This is a genomic window from Burkholderia sp. RF4-BP95, from assembly GCF_001521985.1.
In the GTDB taxonomy this organism is placed as follows: Bacteria; Pseudomonadota; Gammaproteobacteria; order Burkholderiales; family Burkholderiaceae; genus Burkholderia; species Burkholderia diffusa.
The window spans coordinates 19841-42588 of the sequence record NZ_LOSX01000096.1 but is presented as its reverse complement, the minus strand read 5'-3'; the positions used below and the strand labels follow the sequence as shown (position 1 = coordinate 42588).

Sequence of the window (22748 nt, the reverse complement as noted above, 5' to 3'; positions counted from 1 at the left end):
TCGACTTCTGACGGTAAGGAATACCCATGAATCCATCCACATTCGAAGACTGGCGGGCACGCGCGGCCGTTCTGCGCATCGAAGCGCGCGCGTTCATCGACGGCGAGGCGCGCCACGCGCGCACCGGGGCAACGTTCGCGTGCGTGAGCCCGATCGACGGCCGTGTGCTCGCGCACGTGGCCGACTGCGGCGCCGAGGAAGTCGATGCGGCCGTGGCAGCTGCGCGCCGCGCGTTCGACGCGCAGGCGTGGGCCGGCATGAATCCGCGTGCACGCAAGGCTGTGCTGCAGCGCTGGGCGGCGCTGATGCGCGAGCATTGCGACGAACTCGCGCTGCTCGAGACGCTCGATACAGGCAAGCCGATCGCCGACACCACGGCCATCGACGTGCCGGCCGCCGCGCACAGCGTCGACTGGTATGCCGAGGCCATCGACAAGGTCGGCGGCGAGGTCGTCCCCGCCGATCGCCATCTCGTCGGACTCGTCACGCGCGAACCGATCGGCGTCGTCGCAGCGGTCGTGCCGTGGAATTTCCCGCTGCTGATGGCCGCGTGGAAATTCGCGCCGGCGCTCGCGGCAGGCAATAGCGTGGTGCTCAAGCCGTCGGAAAAATCGCCGCTGACCGCGATCCGCGTCGCGCAGCTCGCGTGCGAGGCCGGCGTGCCGCCCGGCGTGTTCAGCGTCGTGCCCGGCGGTGCCGAGCCGGGACGGCTGCTGGCGCTGCATCGTGACGTCGATTGCATCGCGTTCACCGGTTCGGCGCGCACCGGGCGGCAGATCATGGCGTGTGCCGCGCAATCGAACCTGAAGCGCGTGTGGCTCGAACTGGGCGGCAAGTCGCCGAACATCGTGCTGCCCGATTGCCCCGATCTCGATCGCGCCGCGCAGGCGGCCGCCGATGCGATCTTCTTCAACATGGGGGAAGTGTGCACGGCGGGCTCGCGCCTGCTCGTGCATCGCGATATCAAGGACGCGTTCGTCGACAAGGTGGTCGCCGCATCGCGGCGCTTCGCGCCCGGGCATCCGCTCGATCCCGCGGTGGCGATGGGCGCGATCGTCGATCACGCGCAGCTCGAACGCGTGATGCGCTACATCGGCATCGGACGGGAGGAAGGGCGCCTGGTGACGGGCGGTGCGCGCGTGCGCGAGGAGACGGGCGGGTTCTATGTCGAGCCGACCGTGTTCGACGTCGACGCGCATGCGACGATCGCGCGCGAGGAAATCTTCGGGCCGGTGCTGTCGGTGATCGCGTTCGACGACGTCGATGCGGCCGTGCGCATCGCCAACGACACCGAGTACGGGCTCGCGGCAGCCGTGTGGTCGGCGGACCACGCGACGGCGCATACGGTCGCGCGGCGCTTGCGTGCCGGCACCGTGTGGGTCAACTGCTACGGCGACGGCAGCGACGACATGAACTTCCCGTTCGGCGGATACAAGCAGTCGGGCAACGGTCGCGACAAGTCATTGCACGCGCTCGACAAATACACCGAGCTGAAATCGACCATCGTGCGGTTGTGACGCATCACGCATCACGCACGCGCGGCAGGCCGGCATGCGTCTGCCGCGCGCGTGCATGAACGTCACTGCTCGGCCCCCTCCGCATCCGCCGTCTCGCCGAGGAACCCGCCGCTCTGGTGCGCCCAGAGCGCCGCATAGATGCCGCCCGCCTGAAGCAGCTGCAGGTGCGTGCCTTCCTCGACGATGCGCCCTTCGTCGAGCACGATCAACCGGTCCATCGCCGCGATCGTCGACAGCCGGTGCGCGATCGCGATCACCGTCTTGCCGCGCATCAGGCCGTCGAGGCTGCGCTGGATCGCGACTTCGACTTCGGAGTCGAGTGCGCTCGTCGCTTCGTCGAGTACGAGGATCGGCGCGTCCTTGAGCATCACGCGCGCGATCGCGACACGCTGCCGCTGGCCGCCCGACAGCTTCACGCCGCGCTCGCCGACTTCGACGTCGTAGCCGCTGCGCCCGTGCCGGTCGCGCAGCCGGTCGATGAAGTCGGACGCTTCCGCGCGCACGGCCGCGTCGTGCATCTCGCGCTCGGTCGCGTCGGGGCGGCCGTACAGGATGTTCTCGCGCATCGTCCGGTGCAGCAGCGACGTATCTTGCGTGACCATCCCGATCGCTGCGCGCAGGCTGTCCTGCGTCACGTGCGCGATGTTCTGCCCGTCGATCCGGATCGCGCCGCCATCCACGTCGTAGAAGCGCAGCAGCAGGTTCACGAGCGTCGACTTGCCGGCGCCCGAGCGGCCGATCAGGCCGATCCGCTCGCCCGGCAGGATCGTCAGGTTCAGCCCGTCGAACACCGCGCGCTCGTTGTCCTCGTGCGCGAAGCTCACGTTGTCGAACACGATGCCGCCGCGTTGCACGGCGAGCGCCTTCGCGTCCGGTGCGTCGACCACGCTGCGCACCTTCGTCAGCGTGTTGATGCCGTCCTGGACCGTGCCGACGTTCTCGAACAGTTCGGTCATCTCCCACATGATCCAGTGCGAATAGCTCGACAGGCGCAGCGCCATCGCGATCACGGCCGCGACAACGCCCGCGCTCGCCTCGCCGTGCAGCCACAGATAGAGCGCGAGGCCGGTCGAGCCGACCAGCAGCAGCGTCGACAGCAGGTGGTTGACGACCTCGAACGCGCTGACGAGCCGCATCTGCGCATCGCCGGTGACCTTGAACGCCTCCATCGCGCGCCGCGCGTGGTCGGCTTCCCGGCGCGTGTGCGAGAACAGCTTCACGGTCGTGATGTTCGAATAGGCGTCGGTGATGCGGCCCGTCATCAGCGCGCGCGCGTCGGCCTGCCGGCTGCCGACCGCACCCAGGCGCGGCACGAAATACGCGCACGCCACGCCGTAGCCGAGCGCCCACAGCGCGAGCGGAATCATCAGGCGCCAGTCGAAGCTCGCCGCGAGCGCGAGGATGCCGATCAGGTACGCGCCGACGCCGATCACGACGTCGACCGACATGAACAGCGCGTCGCGCACGGCGAGCGCGGTCTGCATGATCTTGGTCGTCACGCGGCCCGCGAACTCGTTCGCGTAGAACGACAGGCTCTGGTCGAGCATCAGCCGGTGAAACAGCCAGCGCAGCCGCATCGGGAAGTTGATCGCGAGCACCTGGTGCTTGATCATCGTATGCAGCGCGATCAGCAATGCGCTGCCGGCAAGGATCGCCGCGAAACCGGCAAGCGTGCCGAAATGCCGGCCGCCGAATTCGGCCGGCGTCGTCGACGACAGCCAGTCGACCACGCGCCCCATCATCGCGAACAGCACGGCTTCGTACGCGGCGGTTGCGGCCGACGTCAGCGCGATCAGCAGGATCCAGCCGCGCGCGCCTTTCGTGCACGCCCAGACGAACGAGAAGAACCCCTTCGGCGGCGTGACGGGATCCTCGAGCGGGAACGTCGGCAGGCGCCGTTCAAACCACGAAAACATTGAACCTTCTCCTTGATGCGGCGCGGGCAGGTGGCCGGCCGCTCATGCGTGTCTCATGTGCGCCGAGCGTAAGCGACGCATCCGCGTGCGCGCGGATTGCGTCGTTTTCGCATCGTCCGGCGGCAAGTGTCGCATCGATTCGATCCGGCTGCAGGGCGGTTGCCCGCAGTCGCGCACCGCGCCGGCAGCCCGCCCGGCGGCCTTTGTTGATACGATCGCGCGTATCGTCCACGCCGGCGCGACACGCCGCCGGCCCATCGGTCGCGCGTCTGCACGATCGCGCGGCCACGTTCGGGAGAAGCGCTTCATGCTGCAGGCGTTCGCGGTCTTGCTGACCTTCCAGTGTCTTGGGGAAGGGGTGTCCCATTTGTTCGGCCTGCCGGTGCCGGGCCCCGTGATCGGCATGCTGCTGCTGTTCGGCTTCGTGATGCTGCGCCCACAGATGGCCGACGCGATCGAGCCGACCGCGCTCGAACTGCTGCGTCACTTGTCGCTGCTGTTCGTGCCGGCCGGCGTCGGCATCATGGTGTCGGCCGACCGCGTGCGCGGCGATGCGCTCGCGGTCGTCGTCGCGCTTGCCGTGAGCACGTCGCTCGCGATTGCCGTGACCGCGCTCGTCACGCGTGCATTGCTGCGCCGCCAGCGGCGCGCGGACGGCACGGCGGAGGGCACGCAATGACGGCCTTTCCGAAACTCGGCGCGATCTGGGTCTACCTCGCCGCGACCCCGCTGCTCGGCCTGACGATCACATTGATCGCGTACCTGATTGCACAGGCCGTCTATGCACGCGCGCGCTTCAACCCGCTCGCGAACCCGGTGCTGATCGCGGTCGCGCTGATCGTCGTGCTGCTGACGATCACGCACACGCCGTATCCGACGTATTTCGAGGGCGCGCAGTTCGTCCACTTCCTGCTCGGCCCGGCGACGGTCGCGCTGGCGCTGCCGCTGTACCGCCAGTGGTCGAAGCTGCGGCGCGCCGCGGTGCCGCTGCTCGTCGGGCTGCTGGCCGGTTCGCTGACCGCGATCGTGTCGGCGGTCGGCATCGCCGCGCTGTTCGGCGCGTCGCACCAGACGATCGCGTCGCTCGCGCCGAAATCCGCGACCACGCCGATCGCGATGGCCGTCGCGCAGGAAATCGGCGGGATTCCGTCGCTGACCGCCGTGCTGGTGATCTCGACCGGGATCTTCGGCGCCGTGTGCGCCCGCGTGATCCTGAACGCGCTGCGCATCGAGGAGCCGGCGGTGCGCGGTTTCGCGCTCGGCGTCGCGTCGCACGGGATCGGCACCGCGCGTGCGTTCCAGGTCAGCGAGGAGGCCGGCGCGTTCGCCGGCCTCGGGATGGGGCTGAACGGCGTGCTGACTGCATTCGTCGTGCCGATCCTGCTGCCGGTGCTGTCGCGCTGGATCTGAGCGGCGCCGGGTGCCGGCGGCGCGCGATGCTATCGGTTTCCCTGATGGCACGTGCGTCACGCCGTCTGGCCGGGCACCTGCCGCGCATGTATCGTTGCCGTTATCAGGAGAATTCAGGAACGGGCACGGACAATTGCGCAGCGATCGGCTAACGTTGCATCGGCGCCGTGGTCGCACGCCGACGTCCGTCGCGTGCGTGCCGGCGTTCGACCCACAACCAACAATCGACAAGGAGATCCGGCCATGACGAAGTCTCGCGTGGTTTCGGTGGCAGTGGCAGTAACGGCGTCGTTCGGTCTGCTGTTGACCGCCGCGCCGGCGGCATACGCGCAGGATCCGGCGTCCGCGCCGACGCAGAAGCAACTCGACAAGGCGCAAAAGAAGGCCGCCCGCAAGGCGGCCCGCGCGCGCCACGCGACGGACCTGAAGGCGATCGGCACGGGCACCGGCTACCGGCTGACCAACGATCAGAGCAATTATCCGCAGAACGCGGTCGAGAAGGCGCCCGCGACGAAGGCGGCGCCCGCTGCTCCGGCCGCGCCGGCATCGGGCCAGTAACGGCCGGCGTTCGCGCGACGGAAAACGGCGCCGGGTCGACCGGCGCCGTGCTTGCTCGTGCGTGTCGCGCAGGCGGCACGCGCCGCGGTCCCGGGCTTTCCGGGATGGACGGCGCCCGCGTTACGACGCGAGCTTCGCGGCGAGTTCCGCGACGTGCTTGCCCTGGTAGCGCGCGATGTCGAGTTCGTTCGCGCTCGGCTGACGGCTGCCGTCCGCGCCCGCGAGCGTGGTCGCACCGTACGGCGTGCCGCCCGTGATTTCGTTCATGTTGACGAGCCCGCTGCACGCGTAGGGCACGCCCACGATCACCATTCCGTGGTGCAGCAGCGTCGAGTGGAACGACGTGATGGTCGTTTCCTGGCCGCCGTGCTGCGTGCCGGTCGACGCGAACACGCTGCCGATCTTGCCGACGAGCGCACCCTTCATCCACAGGCCGCCGGTCTGGTCGAGGAACGTGCGCATCTGGCCGGCCATGTTGCCGAAGCGGGTCGGCGTGCCGAAGATGATCGCGTCGTAGCCCGCGAGTTCGTCCACGGTGGCGACGGGTGCGGCCTGGTCGACCTTGATGCCGATCGCCTTCGCCTGGTCGACGGGAATGGTTTCAGGCACGCGCTTGAGCGTGACCTCGACGCCGGGCACCGATTTCGCGCCTTCCGCGACGTGCTGCGCCATCGTTTCGATGTGCCCGTAGGACGAGTAGTAGAGAACGAGTACCTTGGCCATGTTGCGAATCTCCGAATAAGAAGGCCCCGCGTTCAGCGGGGCACGATGTTCCGAACGGGCGTCACGCCCACTCGGCCGTCACTTCGACCGGACGCAAATCGAATACCAGCACTTCGGCATCCTTGCCATCCGTGAACGTCAGCGCCTGCTCGTCGCGGATACGTGCGCCGTCGCCTTCGCCGAGCGTCACGCCGTTGACCGTCACGCTGCCGCGTGCGACATGCACGTAGGCGAAGCGGTCCGGTGCGAGTTCGAGCGTGGCGCGCTCGTCGCCGTCGAACAGGCCCGCGTAGATCCGCGTGTCCTGGCGGATCTTCAGCGAACCGCCGCTACCGTCGGGCGACACGATCGGCGTGAGCTTGCCGCGCTTGTCGTCCGCCGCGATGTTCGTCTGCTGATAGCGCGGCTCGGCACCCTTCTCGGAAGGCCCGACCCAGATCTGCAGGAAGTGGACGGGCGTCTCGTGCGAGTGGTTGAACTCGCTGTGACGCACGCCGGTACCCGCGCTCATCAACTGGACGTCGCCCGGCACGATCACCGACCCGGTGCCCATCGAATCCTTGTGCTCCAGCGCACCGTCGAGCACGTACGACAGGATTTCCATGTCGCGGTGCGGGTGCGTGCCGAAGCCGCGGCCCGGGGCGACGCGGTCGTCGTTGATGACCAGCAGGTCGGAGAAGCCGACTTGCTTCGGATCGTAGTAATTCGCGAAAGAAAACGTGTGACGGGAGCTGAGCCAGCCATGCTCGGCACGGCCACGTTGGTTTGCTGCACGAGTCTCGATCATGATTTTTTCCTGGATCTCGCCGGACCTCGGAAGTGGGTCCGGCTGTTCGTTGAGATGAATCTTAGGTCAATCGATTTGACAAATAAATGGCTGTAGAGATAATGACTGTCACTCTGAGGTGGACAATATGGAACTCAACGACCTGAGGATCTTCGTCGCGACCGTCGATGCGGGCAGCTTCACGGCGGCGGCCGACCAACTGATGCTGTCCAAGCAGTTCGTGAGCCGGCGCACCATGGCGCTCGAGGCAGCGCTCGGCGTGCGTTTGCTGCATCGCAATACGCGCAATCTCGCGGTCACGGAATCGGGGCACGAGTTCTATGCGCGTGCGCAGCGGATCCTGGCCGAGGTCGCCGACGCCGAGCAGGCGATGTCGGTGCGCAGCACCGAGCTGCACGGCTCGCTGAAGATCAGCGCGCCGCTGTCGTTCGGCATCACGCACGTGTCGCCGCTGATCGCCGAATTCCTGTCCGCGCATCCGGCCGTGCGGCTCAACGTCGACCTGACCGACCGGCGTGTCGACCTGATCGGCGAGGGCTTCGATCTCGTGCTGCGGATCGGCACGCTCGAGGATTCAACGCTGATCGCGCGGCAGCTCGGCGCGTGGGAGATGATCGCGTGCGCGAGCCCCGCTTACCTGAAGCGCCACGGCACGCCGGCGACGCCGGCCGACCTCGCCGGCCACACGTGCCTGATGTATGGGCGCGAGCGGCGCGTCGGCTGGGAGTTCCGGGTCGACGGCGCGGCGCGCACGTTCGACGTGCAGGGGCCGCTCGTCGCGAACAACGGCGAAGTCGTGCGCGACGCGGCGATCGCGGGGCTCGGCATCGCGCTGCTGCCGCATTTCATCGTCGGCGCGGCGCTCGACAGCGGCGCGCTCGTGCCGGTGCTCGACGCGTATGCGCCGTCGCCGATCACGCTGAATGCGGTGTTTCCGCAGCACCGGGAAGGGTTCGTCACGCTGCGCACGTTCATCGGGTTTCTGGCGGAGCGGTTGGGCGCGCGGGGGTAGCGGGCGCGGTGAGCGTGGGGTGCTTTTTTTGGTTCTTCGTGGATTTCTGGGGGAACGCCGGCGACGAACGTCGGCGTTCGGCCAGAAGCGGACCCTCGGCCGATGCGTTGCGCGGTCATCCAAAGGGCAGTTGCACTCAGCAAGCGGGCGTTCAATCGACACGCGTAGGCGTCGCGTGATATTGAGCTTTGTTCGAAGCCTGCGCCTGTCCGCCTAGGTGATCGTAATCGCTCTTCTTTTCAGATGCGTTCGTCATGGCTGGTTTATTGCATGTTCGGGGCATATGCATACAGCCGCAAACATGAGACTCGGCCGGGGGTGGCAGCCCACACGGCGCATCAGACTCTTCGGCTAGGCGTGTTGGTTCCCTCATAGTTCAGGCACCAGCCGTGTGGCCGGATATCATCAAATCAAGTTGAAGCACACCGTACAGTAGATCCTGAAAGGCGTACTCGTCCGTTATCTCAAGCGTTTACCTCGATCCACAAAATCGAGAGTTTTATAGGCCGTTGATTTTCTATCAACTTTTAGCGAAACTTCTATATGAAAATCGCCTACCCGTAGTTGAAATGGGATAGATCGATATATATTGGCCCAATATTATACCCTCCGGTCGGAGCATCTATGTCGCATCATGCGCAGGTGAAGGTTCGAGCAGTTGCCATCTTCACGGTTGCTGTTGTTGCGCTGTCGGGCTGCGCTGCCACGCCGCCAGCCCCACCTGATCCGCAGCAGCAGCTCGTCATCACCACGCGGGACGACAACGTGCGCTACACCAAGGCGTTAAATGCGTATCAAGCCATGGTTCGCGAATCCAAGGCCCACAGCCGTGCCCAGATACTGGAAGCCTATCAAGACCTGCTGTTTCAATACTCCGTCGCTACGACAGGTTGGGTCCGGGTCGTCTACCCGACAGGGCCGCAAACCTTGCCGCCAGCGTTACGACCATTTCCCACACCTACTGGAACTCCCACGCTGGCGGATGTGAATCGGAACTATGAGCACGCGCTCGAAATCAACGTCGCCGTGTGGGAAATCGGTAAGGCGGCAAATTGGGGCAAACCATCGAAACAAGGCATACCGAAATACACCGGCCCGCTGGTGTTCATGCCCGTTGCGCCGCCGCTGCCGCCCCTGCAGGAAGCGAGCGATCCGAAGTTTGCGCGGCTGGTTGCCATGACCAAAAAGGTTGAGGATGCCCAGAAAAAGGATCTCATCACGCAGCAAGTCGAGGTCGGCCAGGCACTAAGTGCGTCTCGAGCAATGGGGTCCGCACGTTCCTCAGAGGGTGACGCCTTTAACCCGATGACTGGCCGACCGTATGCGACGCAGCAGCAGCCACAGCCACAAGAGGTTCAGCGCTGGTGCACGTGGTCCACCCCAGGAGTGAACGCCCGCGTGCCCTGCTGAACGCAAACGCATGATCGGACTGTGTCGGCTCCCCAGGCCGGAGGTTTGCATCAGCGGGGGTATTTGCTGATTTCCGATCCCACCTGCGGATGCCGAGTGAACGATGCCGATGCGCGGCAGAAAGCGGCCCTCGGCAACCGGCACCGCAAATGACGACTCAGGGGCGATCTGCGCCGGTCGCGCGTTGCAGGGCGACGGCCGGCCGCGATCGGCCACGAACGGACACTCGACAGGCGGAGCTAGATTGCTGACAATTCCGTCCATCGCCGCACATCTAGGGCGACACCTTTCATACCCAGTGCAAACAACGCCTTGCTGAAAGGCATCTATAGTGCCGACCCGCCTATGAAACTCGATATGGAAACGTGGTTGATTGACGAAGGCGACCGAGTCATTCAGAAAAGATCACTCGAGGGTTTCGACAGCCTGACGTTGATCGAACGCGTCGTCTACAGCATGTGGGTCATTGACTACGCCGTTCGGAACTCCGGCACTCTCGAACCAATGAGGGAGTTGTACCCTGATGCCCCGCATGAACTCGAAGCCTTTGCTGCCTCGAACAATGCGGCGAATCTCCTCGCGTTATTGAACTTATCGTCGAACGAGAAACGATTCTGTGCCGAATACCACGAGCGATTTGATCGCGCCTGCGGCGACATAAGACACAACTTTGACCAATGCGCCTGAGTCGGTCGTTTATTGGGCTCAGATCGGCCACGAACGGACGCTCGACATACGAGGCTAGATTGCCGACAATCCGGCGATGTCCGAACTGAAAGAGTGACTCAACTGATGCAGTTGCTATGTTTGCCGCCCGAGATCGCGCGGCAATCGATTTCACCAAGGGAAATCGTCCTCCCGCTAAATGCGGCTATCGCAGCGATCGACTACTGTGCGAGCAACAAGATTCGCATCCTGGGGTGGGAAGGATGGATTCAGTCGCCAGATGGACGGGGCGGACACGGTAACGCGCCGCAGGGAACGACGAGTCTTGAGCATCTTTCGATACCGGAAGCCGCGGATTTCTGTCGTCGGACAATCGCGGCGGCGGCATGGGAGTGGACGAAAAATAATCTCGGAACGAGGGACCGACTGCACTTCTGTATTACCGTTGAAATCAATGATGCGGCGACAAGTCCATAGGCATCTGACGGCCAGAAGCGATCGGTTGACGTTAGTGCCGGAGTCGCCGACGACCCATGCTTCTAGCGTCGTGCAGATACGACCCGCATATACGTTACCATCGCAAATCTCATCGATCTTCTGAGGTGCTGGAGCAATGAGCCGCGAAGAAATGAACAGCGCTCTAAATGCGCACTTCGTTCCTGCGCTTCGTCAGCAAGGTTTCAAAGGTTCCTTGCCTCACTTTAGAAGACAGCGGGAAAACAGGGTTGATCTCGTCACGATCCAGTTTGACCGTCACGGCGGAGGCTTCGTCGTTGAAATATCCAGATGTGCTATCGAGGGTGTTACGACCCACTGGGGTAAGCACATTCCAGCGAGCAAGGTTACCGCGCATGATCTCCACCCGAATCTGCGTCACCGGCTTGGAACATCCGGAAAAAACACAGACCACTGGTTTAGGTTCGACCAAGGCGTATCGCCGACGGTCGTCGCAGAGTCACTGCGCGCCTGCCTCGACGAGGCGGAACGTTGGTGGGCGGCCAGCTAAGCCTTCGACTGTCCGTTAACGGAGGCGCCAATTGTCCGCTTAGGGTCGGCAAGCGACGACCACAGAAATCCACGAAGAACCTCTTTTTCCACCCGAGGAAGGAAACGTTGCGCGCGCGGTGGAAGTCGCGATGACTTTCGTCGAGCGGCATGGCGAGTGACGTGAGCGCGTTGGCGTCCCGAATGCGGGCCAGTGCGTCGCGCGCGGCGATGGTTCGTTTCGGCGCTCGCGCGCCGGTATCGGATGGCTTTCCATTCGCACGCACGCGATGCCGCGCGCCGATTGATCGGCGGCGCGCATTCGCGTTAGGCTTCGCCGGGGCGCGGGCCGACAGCGCATGCCGGGCCGGGTATTTTTTACCTCGAACCGAATCGGGCGCGTACATCGGGCACGTAGCTTCTACTCACCGCCATCCACGACGAGTCCAGTCCAATGACAATGAAGAATCGATCGAATGCTCGCGCGGGCGAGCGAGGGCAGGCCGCACTTCACGGCCGGCATGCGTGGAGCGCGAACCTGCGATCCGTCATGATGTTGGCAATGCTTACGATCTCGCCGATTGCCGCGCACGCGGCCGGCTTCGATTGCGCGAAAGCCGTTTCGCCGACCGAAAAGGCGATCTGCGCGGACGCCGGGCTGTCGTCGCTCGATGGCGAACTGGCCGCGGCATGGAAGAAGGCGCTCGCGAAAGGCGGCGATACGGCCGCGCTGAAGGCCGCGCAGTTGAAATGGCTCAAGCAGCGGGATCGCTGCGGCACCGAAGCGTCGTGCCTCGGCGACCGCTATCGCGAGCGGCTCGCGATCCTGAGCGGCACGTCGCTTGCGGCCGACCGCTGGCAGCAGACGTGGTATCGCGACAGCGCGAACCCGTCGGTCGGCGGCGTGCTGACGTTCACCGGCACGGCACCGCGTCTTCACTTCGAATTGAGCGGCAACAACGGCGCGAATACCGGCGGACTCAGCGGCGATATCGAATTGCACGGCGACAGCGCCACGTTTCGCCAGGACCGATGCCGGCTCGATTTCAGCCGCAAGGGCGGACGCGTGCGGGTCGCGCAGCAGGGCGGCGATGCCGATTGCGGCGCCGGTGCGGGCGTCGTGTATTCGGGCGACTACGTGACGGCGTCGAAGGCGCAGGCGGGTCAGGCGGCGGATCTCGTGACCCTAAAGGTGCTGGCGGACGCGCGGCAGAACGCGATCGCACACAAGCTGCTGGGCGCCGATTATCAAACGCTCGTCGACACGGTCAACTCCAGCGCGGACGAACAGGATCTCGACGGGCTGAATGCCGGCGTGAAGTCGTACTGGGTACGCGGCATCGCGACGACGAACGCCGCGATCGTGATGCGCCGGGGCACCGATTTGTGGATCGGTCTGTTGGTGTTCGATGCGCAAGACAAGGTGCGGATGCGCTATTACACGAGCGCGCCGGCGTGGAAAAAGACCGTGCCGAAGACCATTCGCGCATGGCACGACAATCTCGACAAGACGCTGCCGGTCGATTTGATGTGATCCGGCGGGCGGGCGCGCCGGCCGATGTACCCGGCCGCGTATGACACGTTTGTTACGTGACAATTGTCCACTCAATCGCGACAGCCAATCTTGTTTCGACGGATTGATGATTTCCGGTGAGACAGTAGACTGCAGCCGTGCTTCGCCAGAACCGCTCCGCAGCGCGCCACGACGGCGCGACGGGACGGATTCCTCGGCAGCGGGCCGGCCGGCCCGCCGTTCGATCGTGCGAGGAGGGTTCGTTGCCGATCCGTGGGTTCGCCATTGCGGCGGCCATCGGCACCGAATGCGTCAAACCGTCAATTCAAGGTGATTGCTATGCGTTACGTTTCGCTGGAGTCGAAGAAGGACGAGCTGCTGCTGGCGGCTCGCGTGCTGATGATGATCCTGTTCGTGCTGTTCGGCTGGCAGAAGCTGAACGGCTTCTCGGGCACGGTCGCGTACATGGCGTCGACGGGCGCACCGTCGCCCGAGCTGTCGGCGGTGATCGCGGTGGCGGTCGAACTGGTCGGCGGCGCGCTGATCGCGGTCGGGTTCTACACGCGTCCGCTTGCGCTGGTGTTCGCGGTCTACACGCTCGCGACCGCGTTGATCGGGCATCGCTACTGGGCGTTGCAAGGCATGGACCAGTACCTCGCGATGATCAACTTCTACAAGAACATCAGCATCATCGGCGGGCTGCTGTTGCTCGCGGTGAGCGGGCCGGGGCACTATTCGTTCGACCGGAAGTAAGCGGACGCGAGGCTTCGTGCCGCACGACAGGCCCGGTGCGCGCAATCGCGCATCGGGCCTTGTTTTCATCACGCGCACGTCGTCGACGTGCGATCGAAATCGACATCGGTTGCGTGTTCTCGTATAGATTGGGGGCCCTCATTCCCTTTCATCGTTGGCCACCGTGTCGCATCCGACCATCCTTCTCATCGGCGCGTCCGGCCTGCTCGGCCGTGCGGTTGCCGCATCGCTGTCCCGCGAATCGTCGCTGACGCCGATCGGAACGATCCGTAACCCGGACACCGCGGGCGCCCGGCGCCTCGCGTTGCTGCCGGAAAACGTCGCCCGACTCGACGCGCTCGATCAGCCGGCGCTCGAACACCTCTTCGCAACTCGCCGACCGGCCGCCGTGATCATCTGCGCCGCCGAACGCCGCCCGGACGTTTGCGAACGCGACCCCGCCGCCGCGCGCGCGATCAACGTCGACGCGCCGGCCCGCATCGGCGCGCTCGCGGCGCGCTACGGCGCATGGACGCTCGGCATCTCCACCGACTACGTGTTCGACGGCAAGGCCGCGCCGTACCGCGAAGATGCCGCGCCGAACCCGCTGAACATCTACGGCCGCACCAAGCTGGAAGGCGAGGCCGCGTTGCTCGCCGCATCGCCGCTTGCCTGCGTGCTGCGGCTGCCGTTGCTCTACGGGCCGATCGTCGACTGGCGCGAGTCGGCCGTCACGAGCCTCGTGCCGGCGATCGTCGCGTCCGCGCGACCGGGTGCGGATGCGGTCGGGATGGACGCATGGGCGATCCGCTATCCGACCTACACGCCCGACGTCGCGGCGGTCATTCGCGACCTGACGCTGCGCCATCTCGCGGGCTCGACCGTCACGGGCATCCGTCACTGGTCAGGCGAGGAGCCGATGACGAAGTACGACATCGCGCAACGGATCGCGGTCGCGCTCGGCGTCGATGCGGCGCTTGCACGGATCGACACGCCGGCCGACGCGACGCCGCGTCCGTACGATTGCCACCTGGATGCGTCGCGCGTGCGCGCACTCGGGATCGATCATGCGACGCCGTTCGCGACCGGGCTGCAAGCCGTGCTGGGCGACGCGCCGCCGCTGCCGTAAGCGCGTCGAACCGTGATGCCGCGACGCGTGGCAGCGGTCATCGCAGGTGCACGGCAAGACGCCACGCCGCGCAACCTTCCCGTTCGGCGGGAACGTCGAGGCTGAGGGGGCGGTGCGTCGGGTTCGCCGATGGCTTGACGCATTCGAACAATCACGAGAGCAGAGAGCGCCCATCGCGCTGCGTCTGCGTATCGAATTCAATCGCGTGCACGACCTCGCGCGTGCCCGTTCCCGGCCAGGCTGCCTTCTGGCCGCGTTGCCGGGAGACGTGAAACGTTACGTCATCCATATCGATGCTGGAACGTTGCACGCGCCACGCATCGGCATGCGCGTCGCGCGCGGCCAGCGCGGTCGTCAGATCGGGGCCGCGCGCGGCACGAAGCTGCATGCGCTGTTCGCGCGAGTTGCGTGGGCCGGGTGCCGCTTCGGCACGTAAACCGCCGCACCGGCGCCGACGCGCGCCGGCTGGCGAAGGCAAGTGTGCGCCGGACCGCAAAAGTCCTCGAACATGACGGATGCGCACTGCTATCATTCGCGCCATGCCGCGCCTGTGCATGGGTGCGGCGCCATGTGTTGCGTGCCGATGCCGTGCGGTTTTCGACGATGGCGTGGCGTTCGGTACACTTCGAAAGCGTTACAGGTCCAGGCAAACGATTCACATATCGCAACACCGATTGGCGGAACTTCGTGATAGGTTCGGCCATCGGAGGTTTTTTTGAATAAAAACATGCCCAAAGAGGATGAATACATGACCCAGGCCCTGCAGGATCTCGAAGCACAACTTCGGGACCTGAATATCAAGCTGTCTGAAGCCAAGCAGAAGGAGAAGCAAGCCGCACTCGCGGCATTCAAGGAGCAGGTCGAGTTGTTGGGCATCTCGCAGCAGGAAGTGCTGAGCGCCCTCGGCTACATCGTCCAGCGCAAACGCAAGGCGCCTGCCAAGTATTACGATCCAACGACCGGCCGCTCGTGGTCGGGCCGTGGCCCGCGTCCCAAGTGGCTCGAAGGCAAGGATCTCGATACGCTGCTCGTCGACCGCGAAGCCAAAACCTGGTGGCCCGGCGACGATCGGGGCTGAGGCTGCACCGCACCGGCACCGCTCCGGTGTCGTTCGACCCGCGCCGGCGGCGACGCCGGCCTCGCAACACCCGCTTCATCGCGTTCATTCGGTGTCCCGCCTGACTGCGGACCGCCGGCTTCAATGTCTTTCAAATTCATTACCGACGCTGCCTGCTTCCGTTCCCGGAAGCGGGCGGCGCGGCGCTTTCCGCGTGCGCGCGTCCGGCGCCCGTCATGCGCGGGAACAGGCTTTAGAATGTCGCCCGGACATTTCCGGCAGGACACCATGGCAGCAAACATGAAATCTTCGGCGCTCGGCGATCCGGCGGCGCCGCGCGGCGAGCAGGTCGGCGCGTACGCGTGGAAGGCGCTGGCCGGCTCGGCGATCGGCTACGCGATGGACGGCTTCGACCTGCTGATCCTCGGCTTCATGCTGCCGGCGATCACGGCGGCGTTGCAGCTGACGCCCGGGCAGGGCGGCGCGCTCGTCACGTGGACGCTGATCGGCGCCGTCGCGGGCGGCATTCTGTTCGGTGCCCTGAGCGATCGTTACGGCCGCGTGCGCGTCCTGACCTGGACGATCATGCTGTTCGCGGTCTTCACCGGCCTGTGCGCGTTCGCCCAGGGTTTCCGCGATCTGCTCGTGTATCGGACCATCGCGGGCATCGGCCTCGGCGGCGAGTTCGGAATCGGCATGGCGCTCGCGGCGGAAGCGTGGCCGGCGAGCAAGCGGGCACGCGTGTCGTGCTACGTCGCGCTCGGCTGGCAGGCCGGCGTACTGCTGGCCGCGCTGCTGACGCCGCTGTTGCTGCTCCATATCGGCTGGCGCGGGATGTTCGTGGTCGGCGTCCTGCCCGCGCTGCTCGCGTGGCTGCTGCGCAACCGGCTGCACGAGCCGGAAGTCTTCGTGCAACGCGCGGCGCGGCCGCGGGCCAACGCGTTCCGGATGCTCGTCGCCGACGCCCGCACCGCGCGCACGAGTCTCGGCATCGTGATCCTGTGCTCGGTCCAGAACTTCGGCTATTACGGGATCATGATCTGGCTGCCGACCTTCCTGTCGAAGCAGATGGGTTTCTCGCTGACGAAGTCGGGGCTGTGGACGGCGGCGACTGTCGTCGGGATGATGATCGGCGTCTGGACGTTCGGGCAGCTCGCCGATCGCATCGGCCGCAAGCCGACCTTCCTGCTGTACCAGCTCGGTTCGATCGTGACGGTCCTCGCATATGCGCGCCTGACGGACCCGACGGCGATGCTGTGGGCCGGCGCGCTGATGGGGATGTTCGTCAACGGGATGGTCGGCGGCTACGGCACGCTGATGTCCGAAGGCTATCCGACCGCCGCGCGCGCGACCGCGCAGAACGTGCTGTGGAACATCGGCCGCGCGGTCGGCGGCTTCGGACCGGTGGCGGTCGGCGCGCTCGCCGCACACTACTCGTTCCAGACGGCGATCGCGCTGCTCGCCGGCCTCTACGTGCTCGACATGGTCGCGACGCTGTTCCTGATTCCCGAGCTCAAGGGCGTCGAACTCGAATGACGACGCGCGGCGTGCGCCGGGATTCGCGACCCGGCGCACGCCGCGGTTCAATTCAACTTCATCACCGGAATTCACGATGCAACGCAACAACCGAACGATCGGCGTGATGGGCTCGGGCAAGGAACCGTGGCTCGCGTTTTCCGAGCCGCTCGGCGCATGGCTCGCGCAGGCCGGCTTCAACCTGCTGACGGGCGGCGGCCAGGGCGTGATGCTGGCGGTCGCGCGTGCGTTCGCCGGCGTGCCGGGACGGGCCGGCCGGTCGATCGGCATCGTGCCGACGCAGGCCGATCCGCACGCGGGCTTCGTGCCGCTCGAAGGCTATCCGCATCCGTTCGTCGAGATCCCGATTCTCACGCCGCTGCCGCGCCGCGAACCGGGCGCCGAACCGCATACCATCAACCGGAACTACGTGAACGTGCTGAGCAGCGACCTGATCGTCGCGCTGCCCGGTGGGCACGGGACGGCCGAGGAGATCGCGCTCGCGCGGCGCTGGCGCAAGCCGCTCATCTGCCTCGGGCCGGACGGCGCGTTCCGGGAGCTTGCCGCGGGCGCGACGTGCACGTCGTCGCTCGACGATGTGATCCGGTTCATCGACGCCACGTTCGCGGCCGCGTTGCCGCATGCGGCGCGGGCGCAGCGATAGGGCGGCCGTGGCCGTCGCGAGCTGCCCCGTCAGCGCCCGGTCTTCAGTTGCGCCCACAACCGGTTCTGGAGCCGACGAATTTCGGGCGGCATCGGTTTGAGCAACGTCATCTTGCTCAGTACCTCGTCGGCCGGATAGACCGACGGATCGCGCGCGACCGCGGGCTTCACGAACTGGCGCGCGGCCTTGTTCGCGGTCGGGTAGAACACCGCGTTGGTGATCCCCGCGTTGACCTTCGGGTCCTGCAGGTAGTTGATCCACTTCAGCGCGGCGTCGCGGTTCGGCGCGTCCTTCGGGATCACCATCATGTCGAACCACAGCAGCCCGCCTTCCTTCGGATTCGCGAAGCGGATCTCGTACGGACGCTTCGCTTCCGCTGCCCGGCGATGCGCGATGCCGACGTCGCCGGAATAGCCGAACGACACGCACAGGTCGTTGTTCGCGAGATCGTTGATGTAACCCGACGAGTTGAACTGCGTGATGTACGGGCGCACCTTCTTGAGCACCTCGTACGCGGCGCGGTAATCGGCCGGATTCGTGCTGTTCGGATCCTTGCCCATGTACTGCAGCGTCGCGGCGAACACGTCGACGGCCTGGTCGAGGAACGATACGCCGCAGCTCTTCAGCTTCGCCATGTTGGCCGGGTCGAACACCAGCGCCCAGCTGTCGACCGGCGCCTTGTCGCCGAGCGCTTTCTTCACCGCCTGCACGTTGTAGCCGATGCCGTCGGTGCCATACGCCCACGGCACGCCGTACTGGTTGCCCGGATCGGCGTCGGCGACCATCTTCATCAGCAGCGGATCGAGGTGCGACAGATTCGGCAGCTTCGTCTTGTCCAGCGGCTGGTAGACGTTCGCCTGGATCTGCTTGGCCATGTAGTTCGATGTCGGCACGACGATGTCGTAGCCGGAGTTCCCCGACAGCAGCTTCGCCTGCAGCGTGTCGTCGCTGTCGTAGTTGTCGTAGCGCACGTGCAGGCCGGTCTGCTTCTGGAAATTCGGGATCGTGTCCGGTGCGATGTAGTCGGACCAGTTGTAGATATTCAGCTCGCCGGCCGCCTGGGCGTTCGTGTTGCCGAAGGCGGCGATGCCCGCGACGGACATCATGGCGGCGGTAGCAGTGGCGCGGCGAAGGGTGCGGAGTTGCATGGCATGTCTTCCGTTTTGGAGCGCGCGGTGCTCGGCGGTTGGCGAGTCGCCGCGCCGCGGTTCAAGGGTGGACGTGTGTAACCGGCCGGCATTCGAAACGAGCGCCGGCGATGCATGATGATCGGGAGTCCATTCGGTCTACGAAGCGAATCGCACGGACACGATGCGCAGGTCGAACGGAAGGCAGGGGGCGCTAAGGCAGGAGCGATGCCACGTCGTCGGTGTGGATCGCAACGAACGCGCGTGCGGCGACGGCGTTGTGACGGCGGACGGAACGGCGGGACAGGATGGTATAGATCGACAGATGCAGGCGAGGACTCTGCCGGCGGTCACTGTCGTCGGCGGACGAGATCGCGACGCGCACGTTGCGCGCATCGCCTCGTCTCCACCGCACCAGCGGGCCACGGATTCTCACGTTACTCTCGACCGGGTTGTTGAAAGTATTGAACACCTGGCGACTCGCGGACGCTTGCCGTTTCATGCTTCGATCGTCGCGCTTGCCGCGCGGCGATATCGAAGCGTTGAAGCAAAACGAAAGCATGTTGCAAAGTGGAATCGCCGAAACATGACGTTCCTGTGAATCATCAGGTAAATCGCTGTAAGGATGTCTCCGGATTTTCCCTAGTGATTTGAATGCCGTTGGGTTCGGTCGGCGAATGTGAGCGCGCGGGACATGCGTGGTGCGCGCCGCTTGGAATGCCGCCGAAGTGACGAAAATATTCGACAGATCGCCGGTGGCATTTGCACCATGCGCGGTTCGCGCGCGAAGTCGCGGATATCGGCCGCGATGCGAAGCAATGCGCGTGCAGTCGTCAGGCGACCCGGATCCCCAGATTCTCGATCAGCATCGCGGCCTGGTCATACGAGATGGTCGCGCCGCGCAGCACGCCCGACGCGAGCAACTTCGGCGTGCCGCCGAGTTCCACGTCGCGCAGATCGGCTCCATCGAACCGGACGTCGTTCAGATGCGCGTTGCGCAGGCTGCCGCCTTCGAACACGGCGTCGCGAAAGTCGGTGCCGGCGAGATCGGCATCCGAGAAGTCGAGCGCCACGAGCCGCGTCTTTCGGAACGAGAAACGGCGCAGACTCGCGCCGACCAGCAGCGTGTTCGAGAACTCGATGCCGAGTGACTTGCATTCCTCGAAGTCCGCGCCGGTGAGCCTGCATTCGTCGAAGCGTGCGGAGCTCAGCTTGCTGCGGCGCCAGCTCGTGTTGTTGAGATCGCAGGACTGAAACTGCGCGTCCTCCAGGTCGGCCGACGCGAAGCTCGTCTGGCGCGCGCGGCAGCGAATCCACGTGGTCTGCGCGAGGGTCGCGCCGACGAACGATGCTTCCGCGAGCGCGCAGCGCTCGAATCGCACGCCGCGCAAATCGAGCCGCGACAGGTCCGCGCCTTCGAGGTCGCAGTCTTCGAGACGAATCGGCGCGGGCGAGCCTTCGACGAGAAGCAGCAGGTCGGCGCGATCGAGCGTTCGGCCGGAGACGGAAACTCCGCAGGTCGTCATGAGGGAATCCAGTGTGAGTTGAAAGGTTCGTGGCCGGTATCGGATGGCATCGGCCGGGTTGCGCGACATCGCGCGCGTTGTCGTTCAGCGCGCCGCCTTCATCCTGGCGGCGACCGGCTTGCCGGCCGGCTCGGGCCGGAACGTCCACAGGATGCGCATCTGCGCGCGCATCGCCTGCTCGTCCACCGGAATCAGGCAGTACGCGAGCCCGATGCGGCTGATCAGCGCGATGATGTCGTCAAGTGCGGGCACCTGCGCGCCATGCAGGGCGACGTATTCGCGGTACGGCCGTTCCAGCACGCGTTGCCACATCGGCGCGACGTTTTCGACGATGTAGCCGAACACCTCCGTGGAGACGCTCGTCGCGAGATAGTTATGGTGAAAACCGCCGTGATGACGATCGCGGTAGCGCACCGCGAAGCACATGCTTTCCTCGCAATAGGCCTCGAAGTCGTGCTCGAAGCCGGTGAGCGCACGCTGCATCTCGTCGAAGAACGCGGCATTCTCGACGCCGATCACACCCTGGATCAGCTCCTTCTTCGTGCCGAAATAGCGGTACAGCGTGCGTCGAGAAATGTTCGCGCGACGCGCGACGTCGTCGATCGACAGACGGTCGATCCCGTGCTCGATCATCGTATCGAGCGTCGCACGCAGGATGGCATTTCGCCCGTCGTTGACGCTGTCCCTCCTGCTGGCGTCGCCCCAGCGCAGTTGCCGATCCATGCTTTTCCTCGATGCCGTGAGTGTCGTGAGTCGCGCGGCGTGTGCCGGTGTGCCGACCGAATACGCCGGTTCGGAATTCTCGCACACGTTGTCACAAATTGATTGATCTGTGACATAGCGTGGGACGCATCAACCCGCCCTGCATGTTCTCGAGCCGCGGGCACGAGACGCCGGATTCGCGGGCTTTCATGCATCATGCGGTTGCATCGACCCGTCGAGCAGCGGGGTCGTGCGAGTCATTGCGTCCGCAACCAATCCGGAGAACCGACCGCCATGCATTCGAATCCCTTTCGCCTTCATCGCGCCCGCCTGCTCGCCGCGCTGACGCTCGTCACCACTGCCGTCGCCGCGCACGCAGCCGACTGGATCGTGTCCGGCAACGACGGCAAGTACCAGCGCGTCGAAGGGCGCGATACTTATCTCGCGTCGCCGCCCGCCGACACGCTGACGCTGCTCGACGCGAGCGTGGTTCCGCCGAAGGTCGTGCTGCAGGTCGATGTCGAGAATGGCATCCAGGGGCCACCGCAGGCCGTCGCGATCGCGCCCGGCGCGAAGCTCGCGCTGGTCGGCGCGCCGACGCGCTATGACCAGAACGCGAAGCAGCTCGTGTACGACACGTTCCTGCAGGTCGTGAATCTCGATGCGTCGCCGCCGGCGATCACGCGTATCGAACTCGGCACGCACCCGCAGGGGATCGCGATCGACCGGTCGGGCCGGCTTGCGCTGGTGGCGAACGTCGACGGCAGCGTGTCGATCCTGCGAATCGACGGGACGCAGGTGACGCTCGACGGCAACCTGAGGATCGGCAAGAAGCGGCTCGCGGGGATCAGCTTCACGCACGACGGCAAGCATGCGCTCGTGTCGCTGCGCGACGAGCAGGGCGTCGCGGTGCTGAACGTCGACGACGGCAAGGTGACCGACAGCGGCACGCGGCTGAGCACGGGCGTCGCGCCTTATACGATCGACGTGTCGAGCGACAATCGCTGGGCCGTCGTCAGCAACGTCGGGCTCGCGGGGCTGCCGGGTTACACGGGCACGCTCGCGGGCGATGCCGATTCGGTCGCGCTGATCGACGTGTCGCGCGCGCCGTTCCGTACGGTCCAGTACCTGACGGTGCCGTCGCTGCCGGAAGGCGTCGCGATCTCGCCGAACGGGAAGTGGATCGCCGTGCAGGCGATGGACGGCTCGAACCTGACCGCCGACAACCCGGGTCGCCACAAGCTCGGCAGGGTGGTGCTGTTCGAGATCCGCGACGGCCGTGCGGTGCAGACGAGCGACGTGCCGGGCGGCGAAGCCGCGCAGGGTATCGTGTTTACCGCCGATAGCCGGCACGTGATCGTGCAGTTCAACGTCGAGCGCCAGCTCGCGCTGTATGCGGTCGAAGGCGGCAAGCTGCGCGATACGGGCAAGCGCATTGCGCTGTCGGGCGGGCCGTCGTCGTTGAGGACGTTGCCGCGGTGATGTGTTGAAGCGTTGACGGGCTGGTCGTGTTCGCGCTGCGCCGACCGCCGTTACGGGCGCAGCAGGTCGAATCCGCCGAACACGACCACGCCGCTGAGCGCAATCATCGCGACCGAATGCTGGCCGAAATAGAGAATCGCGGCGGCGAGCCACGTGGTCAGGCAGAAGGCGCCGATGCGGGCCATCGTGAGTTCCTCGAAATGCGTGATGAAGGGTGTGCGTGCCGGAGTCGGCGCGTCGTGATGTCGATGCGGGCGCGGGGCTCGCGCACCGACGCGCCGGACGGCATCGCGTATCGGGCCCGATCGGGCGGGCGCC

At 65.6% G+C, this 22748-nt stretch carries 25 protein-coding genes; 16 read left to right on the top strand and 9 right to left on the bottom strand.

Features of this window, described 5'->3' with window-relative positions:
- The first annotated feature begins 26 nt into the window (after window positions 1-26).
- Complete coding sequence (locus WS46_RS32990) at window positions 27-1517, top strand: aldehyde dehydrogenase (RefSeq protein ID WP_059693678.1); 1491 nt, start codon at window positions 27-29, stop codon at window positions 1515-1517.
- Window positions 1518-1579: 62 nt separating this feature from the next.
- Here the strand turns inward: WS46_RS32990 and WS46_RS32985 are convergent, their stop codons facing one another.
- Window positions 1580-3433: an ABC transporter ATP-binding protein gene (locus tag WS46_RS32985; RefSeq protein ID WP_059693676.1), complete on the bottom strand. Its 1854-nt coding sequence runs from the start codon at window positions 3431-3433 to the stop codon at window positions 1580-1582.
- Between the two features lie 307 nt (window positions 3434-3740).
- On the opposite strand from WS46_RS32985, the gene WS46_RS32980 reads away from it, so the two are divergent.
- From WS46_RS32980 to WS46_RS32970, 3 genes are all read left to right on the top strand, one after another.
- Entirely contained in the window at window positions 3741-4112 is a 372-nt protein-coding gene (locus WS46_RS32980; RefSeq protein WP_059693696.1) for a CidA/LrgA family protein, read from the top strand.
- Complete coding sequence (locus WS46_RS32975) at window positions 4109-4843, top strand: LrgB family protein (protein WP_059693674.1); 735 nt, start codon at window positions 4109-4111, stop codon at window positions 4841-4843. Before WS46_RS32980 ends, WS46_RS32975 begins: the two co-directional genes overlap by 4 nt.
- A 243-nt stretch (window positions 4844-5086) precedes the next feature.
- A complete protein-coding gene (locus WS46_RS32970; protein ID WP_059693672.1) occupies window positions 5087-5401 on the top strand; it encodes a hypothetical protein in 315 nt (104 codons plus the stop codon).
- Between the two features lie 120 nt (window positions 5402-5521).
- On the opposite strand, the gene wrbA is transcribed toward WS46_RS32970, so the two are convergent.
- Together wrbA and WS46_RS32960 are read right to left on the bottom strand one after the other, a co-directional pair.
- Entirely contained in the window at window positions 5522-6124 is a 603-nt protein-coding gene (gene wrbA, locus WS46_RS32965; protein WP_059526008.1) for an NAD(P)H:quinone oxidoreductase, read from the bottom strand.
- 61 nt (window positions 6125-6185) lie between these two features.
- The gene (locus tag WS46_RS32960) at window positions 6186-6911 is read right to left on the bottom strand and encodes a pirin family protein (RefSeq protein ID WP_059526006.1); all 726 of its coding nucleotides are present in this window, start codon (window positions 6909-6911) and stop codon (window positions 6186-6188) included.
- Window positions 6912-7038: 127 nt separating this feature from the next.
- Here WS46_RS32960 and WS46_RS32955 point away from each other — a divergent pair, with 127 nt between their 5' ends.
- The 8 genes from WS46_RS32955 (at window position 7039) to WS46_RS32930 (ending at window position 14357) form a co-directional block, all read left to right on the top strand.
- Window positions 7039-7923, top strand: coding sequence for a LysR family transcriptional regulator (locus WS46_RS32955; protein ID WP_059693670.1), 885 nt, complete (start codon window positions 7039-7041; stop codon window positions 7921-7923).
- A 624-nt stretch (window positions 7924-8547) separates the two neighbouring features.
- Window positions 8548-9333, top strand: coding sequence for a hypothetical protein (locus WS46_RS32950; RefSeq protein ID WP_059693668.1), 786 nt, complete (start codon window positions 8548-8550; stop codon window positions 9331-9333).
- A 345-nt stretch (window positions 9334-9678) separates the two neighbouring features.
- Complete coding sequence (locus tag WS46_RS32945; protein WP_155836489.1) at window positions 9679-10020, top strand: hypothetical protein; 342 nt, start codon at window positions 9679-9681, stop codon at window positions 10018-10020.
- A gap of 93 nt (window positions 10021-10113) precedes the next feature.
- Window positions 10114-10476, top strand: a complete 363-nt coding sequence (locus WS46_RS35875; RefSeq protein WP_156443230.1) for a hypothetical protein — start codon at window positions 10114-10116, stop codon at window positions 10474-10476.
- Between the two features lie 136 nt (window positions 10477-10612).
- Window positions 10613-11005, top strand: coding sequence for a DUF4304 domain-containing protein (locus WS46_RS34925; protein ID WP_082725446.1), 393 nt, complete (start codon window positions 10613-10615; stop codon window positions 11003-11005).
- Window positions 11006-11536: 531 nt separating this feature from the next.
- Window positions 11537-12517: a lysozyme inhibitor LprI family protein gene (locus WS46_RS32940; RefSeq protein ID WP_373558374.1), complete on the top strand. Its 981-nt coding sequence runs from the start codon at window positions 11537-11539 to the stop codon at window positions 12515-12517.
- Window positions 12518-12835: 318 nt separating this feature from the next.
- Window positions 12836-13249, top strand: coding sequence for a DoxX family protein (locus tag WS46_RS32935; protein ID WP_059693664.1), 414 nt, complete (start codon window positions 12836-12838; stop codon window positions 13247-13249).
- A gap of 163 nt (window positions 13250-13412) precedes the next feature.
- Window positions 13413-14357, top strand: a complete 945-nt coding sequence (locus WS46_RS32930; RefSeq protein WP_059693693.1) for an SDR family oxidoreductase — start codon at window positions 13413-13415, stop codon at window positions 14355-14357.
- Window positions 14358-14508: 151 nt separating this feature from the next.
- On the opposite strand, the gene WS46_RS35870 is transcribed toward WS46_RS32930, so the two are convergent.
- Window positions 14509-14745, bottom strand: a complete 237-nt coding sequence (locus tag WS46_RS35870; RefSeq protein ID WP_156443229.1) for a hypothetical protein — start codon at window positions 14743-14745, stop codon at window positions 14509-14511.
- A 360-nt stretch (window positions 14746-15105) separates the two neighbouring features.
- On the opposite strand from WS46_RS35870, the gene WS46_RS32925 reads away from it, so the two are divergent.
- The 3 genes from WS46_RS32925 to WS46_RS32915 all read left to right on the top strand — a co-directional run bounded on the left by WS46_RS32925 (window position 15106) and on the right by WS46_RS32915 (window position 17593).
- On the top strand, window positions 15106-15435 hold the full coding sequence (locus tag WS46_RS32925) for an H-NS family nucleoid-associated regulatory protein (RefSeq protein WP_059525998.1): 330 nt from the start codon (window positions 15106-15108) through the stop codon (window positions 15433-15435).
- 267 nt (window positions 15436-15702) lie between these two features.
- Entirely contained in the window at window positions 15703-16950 is a 1248-nt protein-coding gene (locus WS46_RS32920; protein WP_059693662.1) for an MFS transporter, read from the top strand.
- A gap of 76 nt (window positions 16951-17026) precedes the next feature.
- Entirely contained in the window at window positions 17027-17593 is a 567-nt protein-coding gene (locus WS46_RS32915) for a hypothetical protein (protein ID WP_059693660.1), read from the top strand.
- Between the two features lie 29 nt (window positions 17594-17622).
- On the opposite strand, the gene WS46_RS32910 is transcribed toward WS46_RS32915, so the two are convergent.
- The 4 genes from WS46_RS32910 to WS46_RS32895 form a co-directional block, all read right to left on the bottom strand.
- Window positions 17623-18741: a polyamine ABC transporter substrate-binding protein gene (locus tag WS46_RS32910; protein ID WP_059693658.1), complete on the bottom strand. Its 1119-nt coding sequence runs from the start codon at window positions 18739-18741 to the stop codon at window positions 17623-17625.
- 193 nt (window positions 18742-18934) lie between these two features.
- Complete coding sequence (locus WS46_RS34920; protein WP_218921330.1) at window positions 18935-19222, bottom strand: hypothetical protein; 288 nt, start codon at window positions 19220-19222, stop codon at window positions 18935-18937.
- A gap of 331 nt (window positions 19223-19553) precedes the next feature.
- Window positions 19554-20246, bottom strand: a complete 693-nt coding sequence (locus tag WS46_RS32900) for a pentapeptide repeat-containing protein (RefSeq protein ID WP_059525988.1) — start codon at window positions 20244-20246, stop codon at window positions 19554-19556.
- An 84-nt stretch (window positions 20247-20330) separates the two neighbouring features.
- Window positions 20331-20969 carry a TetR/AcrR family transcriptional regulator gene (locus WS46_RS32895; protein ID WP_059525986.1) on the bottom strand — a complete coding sequence of 213 codons (639 nt, stop codon included), beginning with the start codon at window positions 20967-20969 and terminating at the stop codon, window positions 20331-20333.
- 273 nt (window positions 20970-21242) lie between these two features.
- Between WS46_RS32895 and WS46_RS32890 the strand changes: the two genes are divergently transcribed.
- Window positions 21243-22430, top strand: a complete 1188-nt coding sequence (locus tag WS46_RS32890; protein WP_059693654.1) for a beta-propeller fold lactonase family protein — start codon at window positions 21243-21245, stop codon at window positions 22428-22430.
- 50 nt (window positions 22431-22480) lie between these two features.
- On the opposite strand, the gene WS46_RS36695 is transcribed toward WS46_RS32890, so the two are convergent.
- The gene (locus WS46_RS36695) at window positions 22481-22615 is read right to left on the bottom strand and encodes a hypothetical protein (RefSeq protein WP_006750603.1); all 135 of its coding nucleotides are present in this window, start codon (window positions 22613-22615) and stop codon (window positions 22481-22483) included.
- Window positions 22616-22748 lie beyond the last annotated feature (133 nt).